Genomic DNA, 15,441 nt, shown 5'->3' with positions numbered 1-15,441 from the left:
TTTCCCTGACATGGTCACACTGACTCCGGTCGCTAGGCGGATCGGTTCTGCAATGGCGGCGGGATGGGGTGTGCTCCGGTCGCCCGGGAAAAGGGGAACCCGCCGCCAGGAGACGACGCTGCCGGATCTGGTGGCCCAGATCGCCCGTCTCGGCGAGGAACTCCACGCCATCGGGCGGGAACTGCGCCGGGCCAACGAGATCCAGGTGCACCGCCTCCTCACGGAGCAGCTCGACCGGGCCATAGACGACCCCACCCTCGCCGCCGCGATGAGCACACTGAGCGGCATCTCCGAGCACAAGCGCCGCCAGATGCTGTTCGCCAACCGGGAGTACGCCACGATCCTGCTGTCCCACCGGACGGGCACCATCGACTGGAGCGAGCTGCTCGGCAACCTGCGCGTGCTGTGCCGCAACGAGGTGTTCGCCGAGTACTGGGAGCGCACGGTCGAGCACCGGCGCAGTCTCGCCGCCGGATCGCTGGAACGGCTGGTCGGCGAGGCGGTGGACACCCTCATGGAGGAGCTGGCGGACGATCCCGAGGAGTGGTGGATCGTCGGACCCTCGCCCGAGCCGCCGGGCGACTGAGCCGGAGCCCGTCCGGTGGAGGAGGGAGCGCTGTCGGCGCGTGAGGGTGAAAGGGCGCGGGGCGCAGGGGTGAATCGGCGCGGCGTGTGGGGGCGAACAGGTGTGAGGGGCGTCACGAATGGCGAGACTTTCGCAGGGTCATCGTGACCTCCGAGGGTGGCAGTCGTTAGGCACTGCCGCCCTTGTTGATGCGAGGCCTCAGTGCCTCGAGAGGGAGCTGCTGAATTGCACGATGAGCTCTCGTCCGTCCGCATCTCCCGCCGCATCGGCGCCTCCCCGCGGCAGCGGGGCAGCCACACCGGCGAGACCTGCCCGGACATCTTCGAGCTGTCCGACGGAAACTACGCCATCATCGGAACCGAAGCCACGGCCGCCCTCGACTCCCATCTCCCCCCGGACGCCGCAAGGGCCGACTACGAGCGCATCGTCGTGATCACCCGCGAGACCCTCATCCGCGCCAAGAAGGACATCCCCGACGCGTGAAACGAACGAGGGGCCCGGACACCTGCACGGTGTCCGGGCCCCTCGGTACGTCCGACGGGTGTCAGCCCACCACCGTCCACGTGTCCCCGCCCGCCAGCAGTGCCGCCAGGTCGCCCTTGCCGTGTTGTTCGATCGCCGTGTCCAGCTGGTCGGCCATCTGGGTGTCGTAGACCGGGCGGTCCACGGACCGCAGGACGCCGATCGGGGTGTGGTGCAGGGTGTCGGGGTCGGCCAGCCGGGACAGGGCGAAGGCCGTGGTGGGGGACGCCGCGTGGGCGTCGTGCACCAGGACCTGCGCCTCGTTCTCCGGCGTCACCGTCACGACCTTCAGGTCACCGGTCGCCGCGTCCCGGACGACTCCTCGCGAACCGTCCGCACCGAAGCGGATCGGCTGCCCGTGCTCCAGCCGGATCACCGCCTCCTCCGCCCGCTGCTTGTCCTTCACCGCGTCGAAGGCGCCGTCGTTGAAGATGTTGCAGTTCTGGTAGATCTCGATCAGGGCCGTGCCCGGGTGGGCGGCGGCCTGCCGCAGGACCTCGGTCAGGTGCTTGCGGTCGGAGTCGATGGTCCGGGCCACGAAGGACGCCTCCGCGCCCAGCGCCAGCGAGACCGGGTTGAACGGCGCGTCCAGCGAGCCCATCGGCGTCGACTTGGTGATCTTGCCGACCTCGGAGGTCGGGGAGTACTGGCCCTTCGTCAGACCGTAGATCCGGTTGTTGAACAGCAGGATCTTGAGGTTGACGTTGCGGCGCAGCGCGTGGATCAGGTGGTTGCCGCCGATCGACAGCGCGTCGCCGTCACCCGTGACCACCCACACGGACAGGTCCCGGCGCGAGGCGGCCAGACCCGTCGCGATGGCCGGCGCGCGGCCGTGGATGGAGTGCATGCCGTACGTGTTCATGTAGTACGGGAAGCGTGACGAGCAGCCGATGCCCGAGACGAAGACGATGTTCTCCTTGGCCAGCCCCAGCTCCGGCATGAAGCCCTGGACGGCCGCCAGGATCGCGTAGTCACCGCAGCCGGGGCACCAGCGCACTTCCTGATCGGACTTGAAGTCCTTCATGGACTGGCGGGCCTCGGCCTTGGGGACGAGCGAGAGCGCCTCGATCGTGCCCGTGCCTTCCGTGGTCGTCTCAGCCATCGATGGCCTCCTTGAGAGCCGTGGCGAGCTGCTCAGCCTTGAACGGCATGCCGTTCACCTGGTTGTACGAGTGGGCGTCCACCAGGTACTTCGCCCGGATCAGCGTGGCGAGCTGCCCGAGGTTCATCTCGGGGATCACCACCTTGTCGTAGCGCTGCAACACCGTGCCGAGATTCCTCGGGAACGGGTTGAGGTGGCGCAGATGCGCCTGGGCGATGGATTCGCCCGCGCGCAGCCGCCGTACCGCCGCCGTGATGGGGCCGTAGGTCGAGCCCCAGCCCAGCACCAGGGTGGACGCGCCGTGCGGGTCGTCCACCTCGACGTCGGGGACATCGATGCCGTCGATCTTGGCCTGGCGGGTGCGGACCATGAAGTCGTGGTTGGCCGGGTCGTAGGAGATGTTGCCCGAGCCGTCCTGCTTCTCGATGCCGCCGATGCGGTGTTCCAGGCCCGGCGTGCCGGGGACGGCCCAGGGGCGCGCGAGCGTCTGGGGGTCGCGCTTGTAGGGCCAGAACACCTCGGTGCCGTCGTCCAGGGTGTGGTTCGGGCCCTGAGCGAACTGCACGCTCAGATCGGGGAGTTCGTCCAGCTCGGGGATGCGCCAGGGCTCGGAGCCGTTGGCCAGGTAGCCGTCGGAGAGCAGCATCACCGGGGTGCGGTAGGTCAGCGCGATCCGGGCCGCCTCCATCGCCGCGTCGAAGCAGTCCGCCGGCGTGCACGGGGCCACGACCGGCACCGGGGCCTCGCCGTTGCGGCCGAACATCGCCTGCAGCAGGTCCGCCTGCTCGGTCTTGGTCGGCAGACCGGTCGACGGCCCGCCCCGCTGGATGTCGATGATCAGCAGCGGCAGCTCCAGGGAGACCGCCAGCCCGATCGTCTCGCTCTTGAGGGCCACGCCCGGACCGGACGTCGTCGTCACCCCCAGCGAGCCGCCGAAGGCCGCGCCCAGCGCCGCGCCGATGCCGGCGATCTCGTCCTCGGCCTGGAAGGTCCGTACGCCGAAGTTCTTGTGCTTGCTCAGCTCGTGCAGGATGTCCGAGGCCGGGGTGATGGGGTACGAGCCCAAAAACAGCGGCAGATCCGCCTGGCGGGAGGCCGCGACCAGGCCGTACGCCAGAGCCAGGTTCCCGGAGATGTTGCGGTAGGTGCCGGTCGGGAAGGCCGTCGTCGCGGGCGCGATCTCGTAGGAGACCGCGAAGTCCTCCGTCGTCTCCCCGAAGTTCCAGCCCGCCCGGTACGCCGCCAGGTTCGCCTCGGCGATCTGCGGCTTCTTCGCGAACTTCGTCCGCAGGAACTTCTCCGTGCCCTCCGTGGGCCGGTGGTACATCCACGACAGCAGACCCAGCGCGAACATGTTCTTGCTGCGCTCGGCCTCCTTGCGGGACAGGTCGAAGTCCTTCAGCGCCTCCACCGTCAGCGTCGTCAGCGGCACCGGGTGCAGGCTGTAGCCGTCCAGCGAGCCGTCCTCCAGCGGGGAGGCGGTGTAGCCGACCTTCTGCATCGCCCGTTTGGTGAACTCGTCCGTGTTGACGATGATCTCCGCGCCCCGCGGCAGATCGCCGATGTTCGCCTTCAGAGCGGCCGGGTTCATCGCCACCAGGACGTTCGGCGCGTCACCGGGGGTGAGGATGTCGTGGTCGGCGAAGTGCAGCTGGAACGACGAGACGCCCGGCAGGGTGCCGGCGGGCGCCCGGATCTCGGCCGGGAAGTTGGGAAGGGTGGAGAGATCGTTTCCGAAGGACGCGGTCTCCGAGGTGAAGCGGTCGCCGGTGAGCTGCATCCCGTCACCGGAGTCACCCGCGAACCGGATGATCACCCGGTCCAGCCTGCGTACGTCCTTCGTTCCGGCCGGCTTGCGCTGCTCTCCCAGTACGGATTCTTCGGCCTGCTCCGCTGTCCTGCTGACCTGGCTGGTCACTGAACTGGACCTCCCTCGAGGCGGCTGTCTGGGACCGGCCTTCCCGCAGGCCTTCCCTGGATCAACCCTACGTCCGTTAGGGTCGCCTTCCCTCGGTCATTCGCATGATGGACACGGTTCTGAGACGCTGCGACGCCATGACTTGTCATGATTTCTCGCCCCCCGGCGCTGCCTTTGAAGACGCTCCCCGCGAACGGTTCGGTTCTGGGCCCACGACGCCGCACGGTCGCCGGACGACAGACGACGGAACACCGGCTCGACGGTCGAACGCGTGACCACCGATCTCAGTGTCGTCCCGTCACGAGTTCAAGTACCTGAGCACCGCTAGAACCCGCCGGTGATCCCCGTCACTCTGGGACAGCCCCAGCTTCAGGAAGATGTTGCTGACGTGCTTCTCCACGGCCCCGTCGCTGACCACCAGCTGCCGCGCGATCGCCCCGTTGGTACGTCCCTCGGCCATCAGCCCCAGCACCTCCCGCTCCCGTGGCGTCAGCCCGGCCAGGACGTCCTGCTTCCTGCTCCGGCCGAGCAGCTGAGCGACCACCTCCGGGTCCAGCGCGGTTCCGCCCTGGGCCACCCGCACGACCGCGTCCACGAACTCACGGACCTCGGCGACCCGGTCCTTCAGCAGATAGCCGACGCCGTGGCTGGAACCGGCCAGCAGTTCGGTGGCGTACCGCTCCTCCACGTATTGCGACAGTACGAGTACCCCGAGACCGGGATGCGACTTGCGCAGTTCCACGGCCGCCCGCACCCCTTCGTCGGTGTGCGTCGGGGGCATGCGGACGTCGGCCACCACCACGTCCGGCAGCTCGCCCTGTCCGTCCAGCTCCGTGATGGTCTTGATCAGCGCGTCCCCGTCGCCGACACCGGCGACGACCTCGTGCCCGCGATCGGTCAGCAGCCGGGTCAGCCCCTCCCTGAGCAGCACTGAATCCTCGGCGATGACCACCCGCACCCTGTCCTCCACGATCTCCGGCCCCCCAGCCCGACTCCGTCTGCCAGTAGTCCAGCATTCCAGCATTCGGACCCGGGTGCGCCCGGCCGACGTGATTCAACCCGAAAGCGTGCACGGTACGACGGGTTCCGGGGGGTTTCCGCCCCTCCCGCGCTCACAGGACGAGGCCCCGAGGCCCCTTCAGGGCCGACGACGCCCGGGGGACCAGCCCCCGGGCGTCGGTGCCTACGACCGTCGGCGGTCAGCCCAGCGCCCGCTCCGAGCGCCACGGCAGCTCCGCGGTCACCCGCGTCGGCCCGCCGGCCGGCGAGTCCACCACGAGGATCCCGTCCACGGCGTCCAGCCGCTCCGCGAGCCCTCCCAGCCCCGACCCGCCGGAGGCGTCCGCGCCCCCCACGCCGTTGTCCATCACCTGCACCATCAGCCGGTCCTCCACCCGCCACACGTCCACCGCCGCCCAGGTGGCCCGCGAGTGCTTGCTGATGTTCTGCAGCAGCTCCGACACGGTGAAGTACGCGATGCCCTCGATGGCGGGCGCCGGCCGCTCGGCGAGATCCACCTCCACCTGCACCGGCACGGTGCACCGCGAGGCCACCGCCGACAGCGCCGCGTCCAGCCCCCGGTCCGTCAGTACCGCCGGGTGGATCCCGCGCGCCAGGTCCCGCAGCTCCTGCAGCGCCGTCTTCACCTCGCCGTGCGCCTCGTCCACCATGCGCGCCGCCGCCTGCGGGTCCTCGGTCAGCTTCTCCTTCGCCAGCCCCAGATCCATCGCCAGCGCCACCAGCCGGGCCTGGGCGCCGTCGTGCAGGTCGCGCTCGATGCGCCGCAGGTCAGCGGCCGCCGTGTCCACCACGACGCCCCGGTCGGACTCCAGCTCCACCACCCGCGCCGACAGCCGCGACGGCCCGAGCAGCCCGTGCACCATCAGCCGGTCCACCGTCGTCAGCGCCCGCACGATCCACGGCGTGGCCAGCGTGAACAACAGCCCCACCAGCGCCGTCACGGTGATCTCGAAGGGGTTGTCCAGGTAGACCGAGTGGTGCGCGTCGCCGTACAGCTGGAGGCCGCCCTGGCCGACGTACGCGGGGAAGACCCAGAACCACAGCGGGTACGTCAGCAGCGCCCACCCGTACGCCCAGAAGTTCACGGCGACCACGAACGAGAACACCGACCAGGGGAACTGCAGCACCGCGTACAGCAGCGTCCGCCACGACGTGCCGCTCTTCAGCACCGCCCCCATCCACGCCATCACCCCGGACTTCTTCATCCGCAGCGGCTCGGGGTCGGCCACCTCCAGCCCCAGCATGCCGCGGGCCCGCGCCCGCTCCAGCGCCCCGAACCCCCGGCACCCGGCCAGCCCCGCCGCCAGCACCGGGATCCCCAGAAAGGTGACCAGCAGCCCCGCCCCCAGCGACACCATGGTGATCGCGTACACGAAGAGCAGGATGCCGATCGGCAGGCTGAGCAGCACGTACCCGAACTCGCGCCAGCTGCGCGCCTCGAACGGCGCACGCAGCCCGGCCGGCAGCCGATGCCGCCGCTCACCGGTGGGCCCGGAGTACCCGAACCCGGTTCCGAAGCCGGTTCCGTGCCCCGATCCGTGCCCCGATCCGTGACCCTGCCCGTACTCGTAGTCCGTGGCCATCGACGTCGTCCGTTTCTGCTCGTCCACTCGTCCATCCGACCTGCTCGGCCGCGGCTGTCCCGCCGTACCTCCACACTGCTGCGCCGCAGGTCCGCGGACCATGGAGTCCGTCGGCCTCTTGGAAGGGGGGTTTTCCCTACCCCCGCGCACGTCTCCGGCTACTTCTCGCCCGCCGGCCGGTCCCGCCACGGCAGCTCGGCCGTCACGACGGTCGGCCCGCCCTGCGGCGAGTCGATGACGAACAGGCCGTCCACCGCGTCCAGCCGGTCGGCGAGCCCCCGCATGCCGCTGCCGCCGTCCAGGCGGGCGCCGCCGCGGCCGTCGTCCTCGACCTGGATGAGCAGCCGGCTGTCCGCCCGCCACACCTCCACGGACGCGGTCCTCGCCCCGCTGTGCTTGCTGATGTTCTGCAGCAGCTCCGAGACGGTGAAGTAGGCGATGCCCTCGATCGCCGCGGCCGGCCGGGCGCCGAGATCGACCGTCACCTTCACGGGAACCGTGCAGCGCGAGGCGACCGACGAGAGCGCCGCGTCGAGCCCCCGGTCCGTCAGCACGGCGGGATGGATGCCGCGGGCCAGATCCCGCAGCTCCTGCAGCGCCAGCTTCACCTCGCCGTGCGCCTCGGCCACCATCTCCGCCGCCGAGTCGGGATCCTCCAGGAGCTTCTCCTTCGCCAGCCCCAGCCCCATCGCCAGATTGACCAGACGGGCCTGAGCCCCGTCGTGCAGATCGCGCTCGATGCGCCGCAGATCCGCGTTCGCCGTGTCGACCACGACCCCGCGGTCCGACTCCAGCTCCGCGATCCGCCGCTCCAGCTCGTCGGAGGGCGACAGCAGGCCGCGCACCATCGCCCGGTCGGCGTTGGCCAGCCCCCGCGCGATGAACGGCAGCACCGGCCACAGCACGAACAACGACGTCAGCGTCACCGTGAAGGTGAGAATCCCCCACGGCAGCCGGATGACGTCGTACAGCACCGTGCGCCAGGCGACCGGATCCTTCAGCGCCATCCACAGCCGCGGCAGGAAACCGCCCGCCGCCTCCCGCCCGGGCAACGGGCTCGGCTCGTCGACGCGCACCCCGAGCAGCGCCCTGGCCCGCCCCCGCTCCAGCCGCCCCCACAGCCGCGCCCCCATCAGCCCGGCCGCCAGCAACGGGAACCCGATCACCGTCACGGTCAGCCAGAACCCGGTGAACAGCACCGTCACGACGTACACGAACCCGAACAACGCCAGCGGAAGGTTCGCCAGCAGATGGGCGATCTCCTTCCAGGTGTGCGGGTCGTAGGCGAAACGGGCGGGCGGCAGACGGTCGTCGGCGCCTTCCGGGGCCCGGTCGGGGCGCGAGAATCCTTCGGTCATATGGGCTAGCGTGCCGCGCGGCGGGCAGCCGCGCCATGAGGTCGGCCGCCCCTGTCCGCTGGGGAAAACCCCACCCCCGCGCCCCCGCGCGCGTCCCCGGCGGATCTCCGCGGGATCTCGAGGCGTGACGGGCTGCTTACCGCCCCTTTATCAGGGCCTAGACTCCGGTGCGTACAGATCGTCGAACAGCAGCGAGTGACACGAGTGAGGGGACGGACGTGCGGGAACCGACCGTCGTGGTCGCGGCGGACTACTTCCAGTCGTACTCGGTCGTCGGGCTGCTCGCCGTCGTCGGCGTGCTGTTCGTCGCCGTGGCCTTCGGCGCGGGCCGGCTGCTGCGACCGGTGGTCCCCACCCCCGAGAAGCTCCTGACGTACGAGTGCGGAGTCGACCCCGTCGGCGAGGGCTGGGCCCACACCCAGGTCCGCTACTACGTCTACGCCTTCCTCTACGTCATCTTCGCCGTCGACTCGATCTTCCTGTTCCCCTGGGCGACGGTCTTCGCCGCCCCCGGCTACGGCGCGACGACCCTCGTCGAGATGTTCGTCTTCCTCGGCTTCCTGACCGTCGGCCTGCTCTACGCGTACAAGAAGGGCGTTCTGGCATGGACGTGACGCCAGACACCGACACCACCGGCGGGCAGCCGGTCCTGCTGCCGGAGCCCAAGCGGCTCGGCGCCCTCGCCCGCCTCGCCCCGGAGCCGATGAAGGTGGTCCTGAACTGGGGCCGCCGCTACTCCCTCTGGGTCTTCAACTTCGGCCTCGCCTGCTGCGCGATCGAGTTCATCGCCGCCTCCATGGCCCGCCACGACTTCATCCGCCTCGGCGTCATTCCCTTCGCCCCGGGTCCGCGCCAGGCCGACCTGATGGTCGTCTCCGGCACGGTGACGGACAAGATGGCGCCGGCGGTGAAGCGCCTGTACGAGCAGATGCCGGAACCGAAGTACGTCATCTCCTTCGGCGCCTGCTCCAACTGCGGCGGCCCCTACTGGGACTCCTACTCCGTCACCAAGGGCGTCGACCAGATCATCCCGGTCGACGTCTACGTCCCCGGCTGCCCGCCCCGCCCCGAGGCCCTCCTGCAGGGCATCCTCAAACTCCAGGAGAAGATCGCCCGCGAGTCCCTGGGGGAGCGGTACGGGTACGGCGACGGTGGAGCCCGTCCGTCGGCGGCGGCCCTCCAGAGCGGACTGGTGCAGCCGCCGGCGCTCGGGGCGGATGCGGGTGGTGCGGCCGGTGCGGCTGCCGAGGGCGGCAGGGCTGGGAACGCCGGCGGCACCGGCGGCGCGGCTGAGACCGGCCGCGTCGGCAAGACCGGCGAGGAGGGCGGGCGATGACCACGGTCGGCTGGCTTCCGGCCCCCGTCGAGGAGCTGTTCGGTACGGAGGCCACGGCCGAGGAGTCCTACGAGGTCCTGACGGTCGACGTGCCGCCGTCCTCCTGGCTCACCGCGCTGGAAACGGCCCGTGACCGCCTCGCCTGCACCTACTTCGACTGGCTGAGCGCCGTCGACGAACCGGGCACCGGTTTCCGTGTCGCCGCCCACGTCGTCGCCCTCTCCCCGGTCCGCCGCCTGCTCGTGCGCACGACCGTCCCGCACCAGGCCCCCGTCCTGCCCTCCGCCGTCGACGTGTACGCGGGCGCCGCCTGGCACGAGCGCGAGACCCACGAGATGTTCGGCGTCGACTTCGAGGGCCACCCCGCCCTGGACCACCTCCTCCTCCCGGAGACCTTCGAGGGCCACCCCCTGCGCAAAGACTTCGTCCTCGCCGCCCGCGTCGCCAAGGCCTGGCCCGGCGCCAAGGAACCCGGCGAGTCCGACCACGGCGGTCCCAAGCGCCGCCAGATGCTCCCCCCGGGAGTCCCGGACCCCAACGAATGGGGCCCCCTGAAGGGCCAGCTCCCCCCGGCCCCCGCCCGCCCCACGCGTGCCCCGGCCCGCGCGGTGGGTGAGCGTCCGGCACGCGCGGTGGGCGAGCGTCCGGCTCGGCGCATGCGGTCGGCTGCTGAGGGGTCGGCGAGCCAGGCCGGCGGTGCCTCGGAGGCCGGCGGACCTTCGGAGACCGGCGGAGCTTCGGAGACCGGTGCGATTGCGGATTCCGGTGCGATTGCGGATTCCGGCGCGGTCGCGGAGACCGGCGCGGCTTCTGGGACGGCCGGCGGCGGCGCGCCCGCGACACGGCCCCGGCGCTCGCGCTCTGCCGCCCAGGGATCCGTGAGCCAGACGGCGGCGGACGCGGGCAACACGGGCGGTCGTCCGGCATCTACGGGTGAAGGGGCGGCGACCACGGGCGAAGGGCCGACGGCCACAGGCGAAGGGCCGGCGGCCACGCCTGACGAGGCCCGTGCTGCGGCGGACGCCTCCGAGGCCGCGGCTGACGTGGCCCGCACCGCTGCCGACGCGTCCGACGCCGCTGCCGACGCGCCCCGGACCACGCCTCCGAAGGCCGCGCCCACCACCACGCCGCCGCCGAAGCCCGCGACCACCCCCCACAGCCCGGACGCCCCCTGGCATCACGCTCGCCCGGCCTTCGAGGAGCCCGGCACCACGGAACCCCAGAGCCCCGGGCCCGCCGCGCAACGCGACACGGACTCCGCCCCGCAACCGGGCCCGGACTCCGCCCCGCCGTCGGAGTCCGCGGCGGATCCCGACGACCGCACCCCCGACACCCGCAGCCCGGAAGACCCTGAAGGAGGCCGGCAGTGACCGACGTTGTCGACGTCGCCCTGCGACTCCTGATCGTCTTCGTCGTCTTCCTCACCTTCCCCCTGATCGTGGGCCAGACCGAGCACAAGGTCATGGCCCACATGCAGGGCCGCCTCGGTCCGATGTACGCCGGCGGTTTCCACGGCTGGGCCCAACTCGTCGCCGACGGCGTGAAGTTCGCGCAGAAGGAAGACGTCGTGCCCGCGGGCGCGGACCGCCGCATCTTCCAGCTCGCTCCGGCCGTCGCCCTGCTCCCGTACCTCCTGGTCCTGGTCGCCATCCCCATCGGCCCGGACGAGGGCGCCGTCGGTCAGGTCCTGGACGCCGGCATCTTCTTCGTCCTCGCGGTGATGGGCGTCGGCGTCCTCGGTTCGCTCATGGCCGGGTGGGCCTCCGCCAACAAGTTCTCCCTTCTCGGCGGCCTGCGCACCGCCGCCCAGCTCCTCGCCTACGAGCTCCCGATGCTGTTGACCGCCGCCTCCGTCGCGATGGCCGCCGGCACCGTCTCCCTGCCCGGCATCCTCGACGCCTTCCAGTGGTGGTGGCTGCCGTGGCAGATCGTCGGCGCCGTCGTCTTCTTCGTCGCCGGCCTCGCCGAACTCCAGCGGCCCCCCTTCGACATGCCCGTCGCCGACTCGGAGATCATCTTCGGCGCCTACACCGAGTACACCGGTCTGCGTTTCGCCCTGTTCCTCCTCGCCGAGTACGCCGGAATCATCGTCCTGTGCGGCCTGACCACCGTCCTCTTCCTGGGCGGCTGGCACGGCCCCTGGGGCGCCGACGGCCTCGGCTGGGTCTGGACCCTGCTCAAGACGGCCGTCCTCGCCTTCCTCGTGATCTGGCTCCGCGTCACCTACCCCCGGCTGCGCGAGGACCAGCTCCAGAAGCTCTCCTGGACCCTCCTCGTCCCCCTCTCCCTCGCTCAGATCGCCCTCACCGGCATCGTCAAGGTGGTGATCCAGTAACCATGTCCCCGATCCCCGGCTCAGGCCTGGCCAAGGGCCTGGCCGTCACCCTCCGCACGATGACGAAGAAGTCGGTCACCGAGCAGTACCCGGACACCCAGCCCGACCTCCCGCCCCGCACCCGCGGCGTCATCGGCCTGTTCGAGGAGAACTGCACGGTCTGCATGCTGTGCGCCCGGGAGTGCCCGGACTGGTGCATCTACATCGACTCCCACAAGGAGACGGTCCCGGCGGCCACCCCCGGCGGGCGTGAGCGCAGCCGCAACGTCCTCGACCGCTTCGCCATCGACTTCTCCCTGTGCATGTACTGCGGTATCTGCATCGAGGTCTGTCCTTTCGACGCCCTGTTCTGGTCCCCGGAGTTCGAGTACGCCGAGACCGACATCCGCGAACTCACCCACGAGCGCGACAAGCTCCGCGAGTGGATGTGGACGGTGCCGGCCCCGCCCGCCCTCGACCCCGGCGCGGAGGAACCGAAGGAGATCGCCGCCGCCCGCAAGTCCGCCGAGAAGCTCGCGGCGGCGCGGACGGAGCCGACCGAGCCGCAGGGAGGACAGCCGTGACCCACCCGGCCGACATCACCCACCCGGCCGCTGTGACGCTCGCCGCCGCGCAGCACGGCTTTCTCTCCCCGACCGGCGTCGAGATCGCGTTCCTCCTCGTCGGCCTGGCCACCTTCGGCGCCGCGCTGGTCACCGTCACCACCCGGCAGCTGGTGCACGCCGCCCTGTGGCTGGTGGTCGCCCTCGGCGGCCTCGCCGTCGAGTACCTCCTGCTCACCGCCGAGTTCATCGCCTGGGTGCAGGTCCTCATCTACGTCGGTTCCGTCGTGGTCCTCCTTCTGTTCGGTCTGATGCTCACCAGGGCCCCCATCGGGCGCTCCCCGGACGCCGACTCCGGCAATCGCTGGGCCGCCCTCACCGTTGCCGTCGCGGCCGCGGCCGCCCTGGTCTGGGTGGTCGTCGACGCCTTCCGTACCACCTGGGTCGATCTGGACGGGCCGGCCGCCGGATCCACCGCCGTCACCGGAGCGAGCCTCTTCCAGAACTGGGTCCTCCCCTTCGAGGCCCTCTCCGTCCTCCTCCTCGCCGCTCTGGTCGGCGCGATCGTCCTGTCCCGGAAGGCGAAGGCCGAATCGAGCCTTCCCCCTGTGAACTCCCGGGCGGCGACCGGTGGTTCCCCATCTGTCCCGGATTCCCGTAATCACCCGATCGGGGGAACGGCGCGGAGTCATGCGGCGAAGCCGGTCGCGGGCACCCACCCGGCCGACCAGGAAGGCGCCCGCTGATGCATCTCGCCTATCCCGCGGTCCTGGCCGCCCTCCTCTTCTGCACGGGCCTGTACGGAGTCCTCGCCCGCCGCAACGCGATCCTCGTCCTGATGTCGGTCGAGCTGATGCTCAACGCCGTCAACCTGAACCTGGTCGCCTTCGACGTATGGCTCAGCAAGGCCGCCCGGGACACCCTGCACTCCGGTCAGGCCCTGACCCTGTTCACCATCGCCATCGCCGCCGCCGAGATCGGCATCGGCCTGGCGATCGTCCTCGCCGTCCACCGCAACCGCGGCACCTCCGACATCGACAAGCTCCGCGACACCGCCGAGGGCCACGAGACGGTCGGCCCCGACAGCGACGCCCTCACGGCCGGGCCGGCCGACGGGGCCGGGAAGGCCGAGGCCACCGCGTGACCACCACCACCCTCGCCGTCCTCGTCCCGCTCCTGCCGTTCCTCGGAGCGGCTGCGGGCCTGCTGCTGGGCCGCACGGCCCCCGGCTTCGTCCGCCCGCTCGCTGTCCTGCCAGCCCTCACCTCCCTGGTACTGGCGGTGCTGGTCGCCGTGCGCCAGGGCGGCGGCCAGGCCGTGAACGCCCACACCGAACTGACGCCCACCGGCTCGGTCCCCATCGAACTCGCCCTGCACATCGACGGCTTCGCCGCCCTCGTCGCGATCCTGGTCGGCGTCGTCGCGTCCTGCGTGCAGATCTACTCGACGGGCTACCTGCGCGACGACCCGCGCTACCCCTCCTATGCCGCGCTCGTCTCCCTGTTCACCTCCGCGATGCTGCTCGTCGTCTACTCCGGCGACCTGATCGTGCTGCTGGTCGGCTGGGAGGTCATGGGCATCTGCTCCTACTTCCTGGTCGGCCACTACTGGGAGACCCCGGAGGCCCGCGCCGCCTCCATCAAGGCGTTCCTGGTCACCAAGCTCGGTGACGTGCCCTTCCTGATCGGCCTGTTCGCCCTCGCCACCCAGGCCGGCTCCTTCCGCATCACCACCATCCTCGGCACCGTCGCACACGGCGGCCTCGATCACCCGACCGTGATCGCCCTGCTGCTCCTGGCCGGTGCCGCGGGCAAGTCGGCGCAGTTCCCGCTGCACACCTGGCTCCCGGACGCGATGGCCGGCCCGACGCCCGTCTCCGCCCTGATCCACGCGGCGACGATGGTCGCCGCCGGTGTCTACTTCATCGCCCGCCTCCTGCCGGTGTTCGAGGCCTCCCAGGCGGCCATGGTCGTCCTCGCCGTCATGGCCGCCGTCACGATGGTCGGCTCGGGCCTCGCCGCGCTCGCCCAGGACGACATCAAACGCGTCCTCGCGTACTCGACGATCGGCCAGCTCGGCTACATGACCGGCGCCCTCGCCGTGGGCGACCGCTCGGCCGCCGTCTTCCACCTCCTCACGCACGGCGCCTTCAAGGCGCTGCTCTTCCTCGCGGCCGGCGTGATCATCCACGCCGCCGGCACCAACTCGCTGGCCGCCATGTCCCGCCTGCACGGGCTGCGCGACCGCGTCCCCGACGCCTTCTGGACGATGACCGTGGCGCTCCTCGCGCTCGCCGCGATCCCGCCCTTCAGCGGCTTCTTCTCCAAGGAGTCCGTCCTGGGCGCCGCCGAACACGTCGCCACCGGCCACACCGAGCGCGCGCCCGGTGTCTCGGGCTGGATCATCCTCGTCGCCGGACTGCTCGCGGCCCTGCTCACCGCCGCCTACGCGACGCGCCTGTGGCTGCTGGCCTTCAACGGCCGCGGCGCCGAGGCCCCCGACCACGGCAGGCAGCCCCTCACCATGACCGTGGTGCTGTGGGTGCTCGCCGTCCCATCCCTCGCGCTCGGCGCCTTCGCCTACCGGTCACTGCCGGACTGGTTCGACGGCCGCGACCTCACCCCGGCCCTGACCACGTCCGTCGTCGGCACGGGCGTCGCCCTGATCGGCGGCATCGTCACCTACGCGGCCTGGCGCCACACCACCGCCCTCGCGGCCCGCGTCCCGCTCGGCGCGGTCGCGGCCCACCCCGAGAGCGACGCCGGACAGGTCGAGGCCGAGGCCATCGCCAGCCACGCGCCCGCGTACGGGGGAGTGGCCTCCGCGCCCGACCCCGCCGACCCCGGGCGGCTGCTGCTCGGTCCGCTGCACCGGCACGCGGCCGTCGGCTTCCACCTCGACGCCGTGTACGCGGCCCTCTTCGTCCGCCCGGTCCAGGCCGGTGCGAGTCTCGTCCGGTTCCTGGACCGCGAGGTCGTCGAGACCTACGTACGCGGTGCGGGTGCCCTGCCCGGGCTGCTGGGTGCCGCCGTGCGGCGGGCCCAGACGGGCAATGTGCAGACCTATGTGAGCGCGCTGCTCGCCGGCACCGTCGTCCTGGCGGTCGCCGCCCTCCTCGTCGCCACGGGAGCGTGAGCAG

The 15,441-nt window shown here is 71.3% G+C and carries 15 protein-coding genes; 10 read left to right on the top strand and 5 right to left on the bottom strand.

The window, feature by feature from the left end; genetic code table 11:
• Positions 1-70: 70 nt before the first annotated feature.
• Both M8J74_RS04695 and M8J74_RS04690 read left to right on the top strand, forming a co-directional pair.
• The gene (locus M8J74_RS04695; RefSeq protein ID WP_249835176.1) at positions 71-586 is read left to right on the top strand and encodes a DUF6082 family protein; all 516 of its coding nucleotides are present in this window, start codon (positions 71-73) and stop codon (positions 584-586) included.
• A gap of 225 nt (positions 587-811) precedes the next feature.
• A complete protein-coding gene (locus M8J74_RS04690) occupies positions 812-1,069 on the top strand; it encodes a hypothetical protein (protein ID WP_249835175.1) in 258 nt (85 codons plus the stop codon).
• A 61-nt stretch (positions 1,070-1,130) separates the two neighbouring features.
• On the opposite strand, the gene M8J74_RS04685 is transcribed toward M8J74_RS04690, so the two are convergent.
• The 5 genes from M8J74_RS04685 to M8J74_RS04665 form a co-directional block, all read right to left on the bottom strand.
• Positions 1,131-2,210 (bottom strand): 2-oxoacid:ferredoxin oxidoreductase subunit beta, encoded by a 1,080-nt coding sequence (locus M8J74_RS04685; RefSeq protein WP_249835174.1) that lies wholly within the window; start codon positions 2,208-2,210, stop codon positions 1,131-1,133.
• The gene (locus tag M8J74_RS04680) at positions 2,203-4,128 is read right to left on the bottom strand and encodes a 2-oxoacid:acceptor oxidoreductase subunit alpha (RefSeq protein WP_249835173.1); all 1,926 of its coding nucleotides are present in this window, start codon (positions 4,126-4,128) and stop codon (positions 2,203-2,205) included. Before M8J74_RS04680 ends, M8J74_RS04685 begins: the two co-directional genes overlap by 8 nt.
• Positions 4,129-4,426: 298 nt before the next feature.
• Positions 4,427-5,086, bottom strand: a complete 660-nt coding sequence (locus M8J74_RS04675) for a LuxR C-terminal-related transcriptional regulator (RefSeq protein ID WP_308406001.1) — start codon at positions 5,084-5,086, stop codon at positions 4,427-4,429.
• A 241-nt stretch (positions 5,087-5,327) separates the two neighbouring features.
• Positions 5,328-6,731 (bottom strand): sensor histidine kinase, encoded by a 1,404-nt coding sequence (locus M8J74_RS04670; protein WP_249835223.1) that lies wholly within the window; start codon positions 6,729-6,731, stop codon positions 5,328-5,330.
• A 158-nt stretch (positions 6,732-6,889) separates the two neighbouring features.
• Positions 6,890-8,089: a sensor histidine kinase gene (locus M8J74_RS04665; RefSeq protein WP_249835172.1), complete on the bottom strand. Its 1,200-nt coding sequence runs from the start codon at positions 8,087-8,089 to the stop codon at positions 6,890-6,892.
• Between the two features lie 218 nt (positions 8,090-8,307).
• On the opposite strand from M8J74_RS04665, the gene M8J74_RS04660 reads away from it, so the two are divergent.
• From M8J74_RS04660 to M8J74_RS04625, 8 genes are read left to right on the top strand one after another with little or no spacing between them, the layout of a single operon-like run.
• On the top strand, positions 8,308-8,703 hold the full coding sequence (locus M8J74_RS04660) for an NADH-quinone oxidoreductase subunit A (RefSeq protein ID WP_058923840.1): 396 nt from the start codon (positions 8,308-8,310) through the stop codon (positions 8,701-8,703).
• A complete protein-coding gene (locus M8J74_RS04655; protein ID WP_249835171.1) occupies positions 8,694-9,425 on the top strand; it encodes an NADH-quinone oxidoreductase subunit B in 732 nt (243 codons plus the stop codon). The genes M8J74_RS04660 and M8J74_RS04655 overlap by 10 nt, the downstream gene beginning before the upstream one ends.
• Entirely contained in the window at positions 9,422-10,795 is a 1,374-nt protein-coding gene (locus M8J74_RS04650) for an NADH-quinone oxidoreductase subunit C (RefSeq protein WP_249835170.1), read from the top strand. The genes M8J74_RS04655 and M8J74_RS04650 overlap by 4 nt, the downstream gene beginning before the upstream one ends.
• Positions 10,792-11,760, top strand: a complete 969-nt coding sequence (locus tag M8J74_RS04645; protein WP_249835169.1) for a complex I subunit 1/NuoH family protein — start codon at positions 10,792-10,794, stop codon at positions 11,758-11,760. Before M8J74_RS04650 ends, M8J74_RS04645 begins: the two co-directional genes overlap by 4 nt.
• Positions 11,761-11,762: 2 nt before the next feature.
• Positions 11,763-12,323 carry a NuoI/complex I 23 kDa subunit family protein gene (locus M8J74_RS04640; protein ID WP_058923837.1) on the top strand — a complete coding sequence of 187 codons (561 nt, stop codon included), beginning with the start codon at positions 11,763-11,765 and terminating at the stop codon, positions 12,321-12,323.
• A 32-nt stretch (positions 12,324-12,355) separates the two neighbouring features.
• Positions 12,356-13,048, top strand: coding sequence for an NADH-quinone oxidoreductase subunit J family protein (locus M8J74_RS04635; protein WP_249835222.1), 693 nt, complete (start codon positions 12,356-12,358; stop codon positions 13,046-13,048).
• The gene (nuoK, locus tag M8J74_RS04630; RefSeq protein WP_058923836.1) at positions 13,048-13,446 is read left to right on the top strand and encodes an NADH-quinone oxidoreductase subunit NuoK; all 399 of its coding nucleotides are present in this window, start codon (positions 13,048-13,050) and stop codon (positions 13,444-13,446) included. Before M8J74_RS04635 ends, nuoK begins: the two co-directional genes overlap by 1 nt.
• The gene (locus tag M8J74_RS04625; protein WP_249835168.1) at positions 13,443-15,437 is read left to right on the top strand and encodes an NADH-quinone oxidoreductase subunit 5 family protein; all 1,995 of its coding nucleotides are present in this window, start codon (positions 13,443-13,445) and stop codon (positions 15,435-15,437) included. The genes nuoK and M8J74_RS04625 overlap by 4 nt, the downstream gene beginning before the upstream one ends.
• Positions 15,438-15,441: the final 4 nt, after the last annotated feature.

The organism is Streptomyces panaciradicis, from assembly GCF_023516615.1.
GTDB lineage: Bacteria > Actinomycetota > Actinomycetes > Streptomycetales > Streptomycetaceae > Streptomyces > Streptomyces panaciradicis.
This window is presented reverse-complemented; position numbering and strand designations above follow the sequence as displayed.

What these genes read in the sequence shown, in the direction of transcription:
- nuoK (WP_058923836.1), top strand. Translation starts at nt 13,048, where the DNA reads ATGCATCTCGCCTATCCCGCGGTCCTGGCCGCCCTCCTCTTCTGCACG.
- M8J74_RS04655 (WP_249835171.1), top strand. Translation starts at nt 8,694, where the DNA reads ATGGACGTGACGCCAGACACCGACACCACCGGCGGGCAGCCGGTCCTG.
- M8J74_RS04665 (WP_249835172.1), bottom strand. Translation starts at nt 8,089, where the DNA reads ATGACCGAAGGATTCTCGCGCCCCGACCGGGCCCCGGAAGGCGCCGAC.
- M8J74_RS04640 (WP_058923837.1), top strand. Translation starts at nt 11,763, where the DNA reads ATGTCCCCGATCCCCGGCTCAGGCCTGGCCAAGGGCCTGGCCGTCACC.
- M8J74_RS04670 (WP_249835223.1), bottom strand. Translation starts at nt 6,731, where the DNA reads ATGGCCACGGACTACGAGTACGGGCAGGGTCACGGATCGGGGCACGGA.
- M8J74_RS04685 (WP_249835174.1), bottom strand. Translation starts at nt 2,210, where the DNA reads ATGGCTGAGACGACCACGGAAGGCACGGGCACGATCGAGGCGCTCTCG.
- M8J74_RS04650 (WP_249835170.1), top strand. Translation starts at nt 9,422, where the DNA reads ATGACCACGGTCGGCTGGCTTCCGGCCCCCGTCGAGGAGCTGTTCGGT.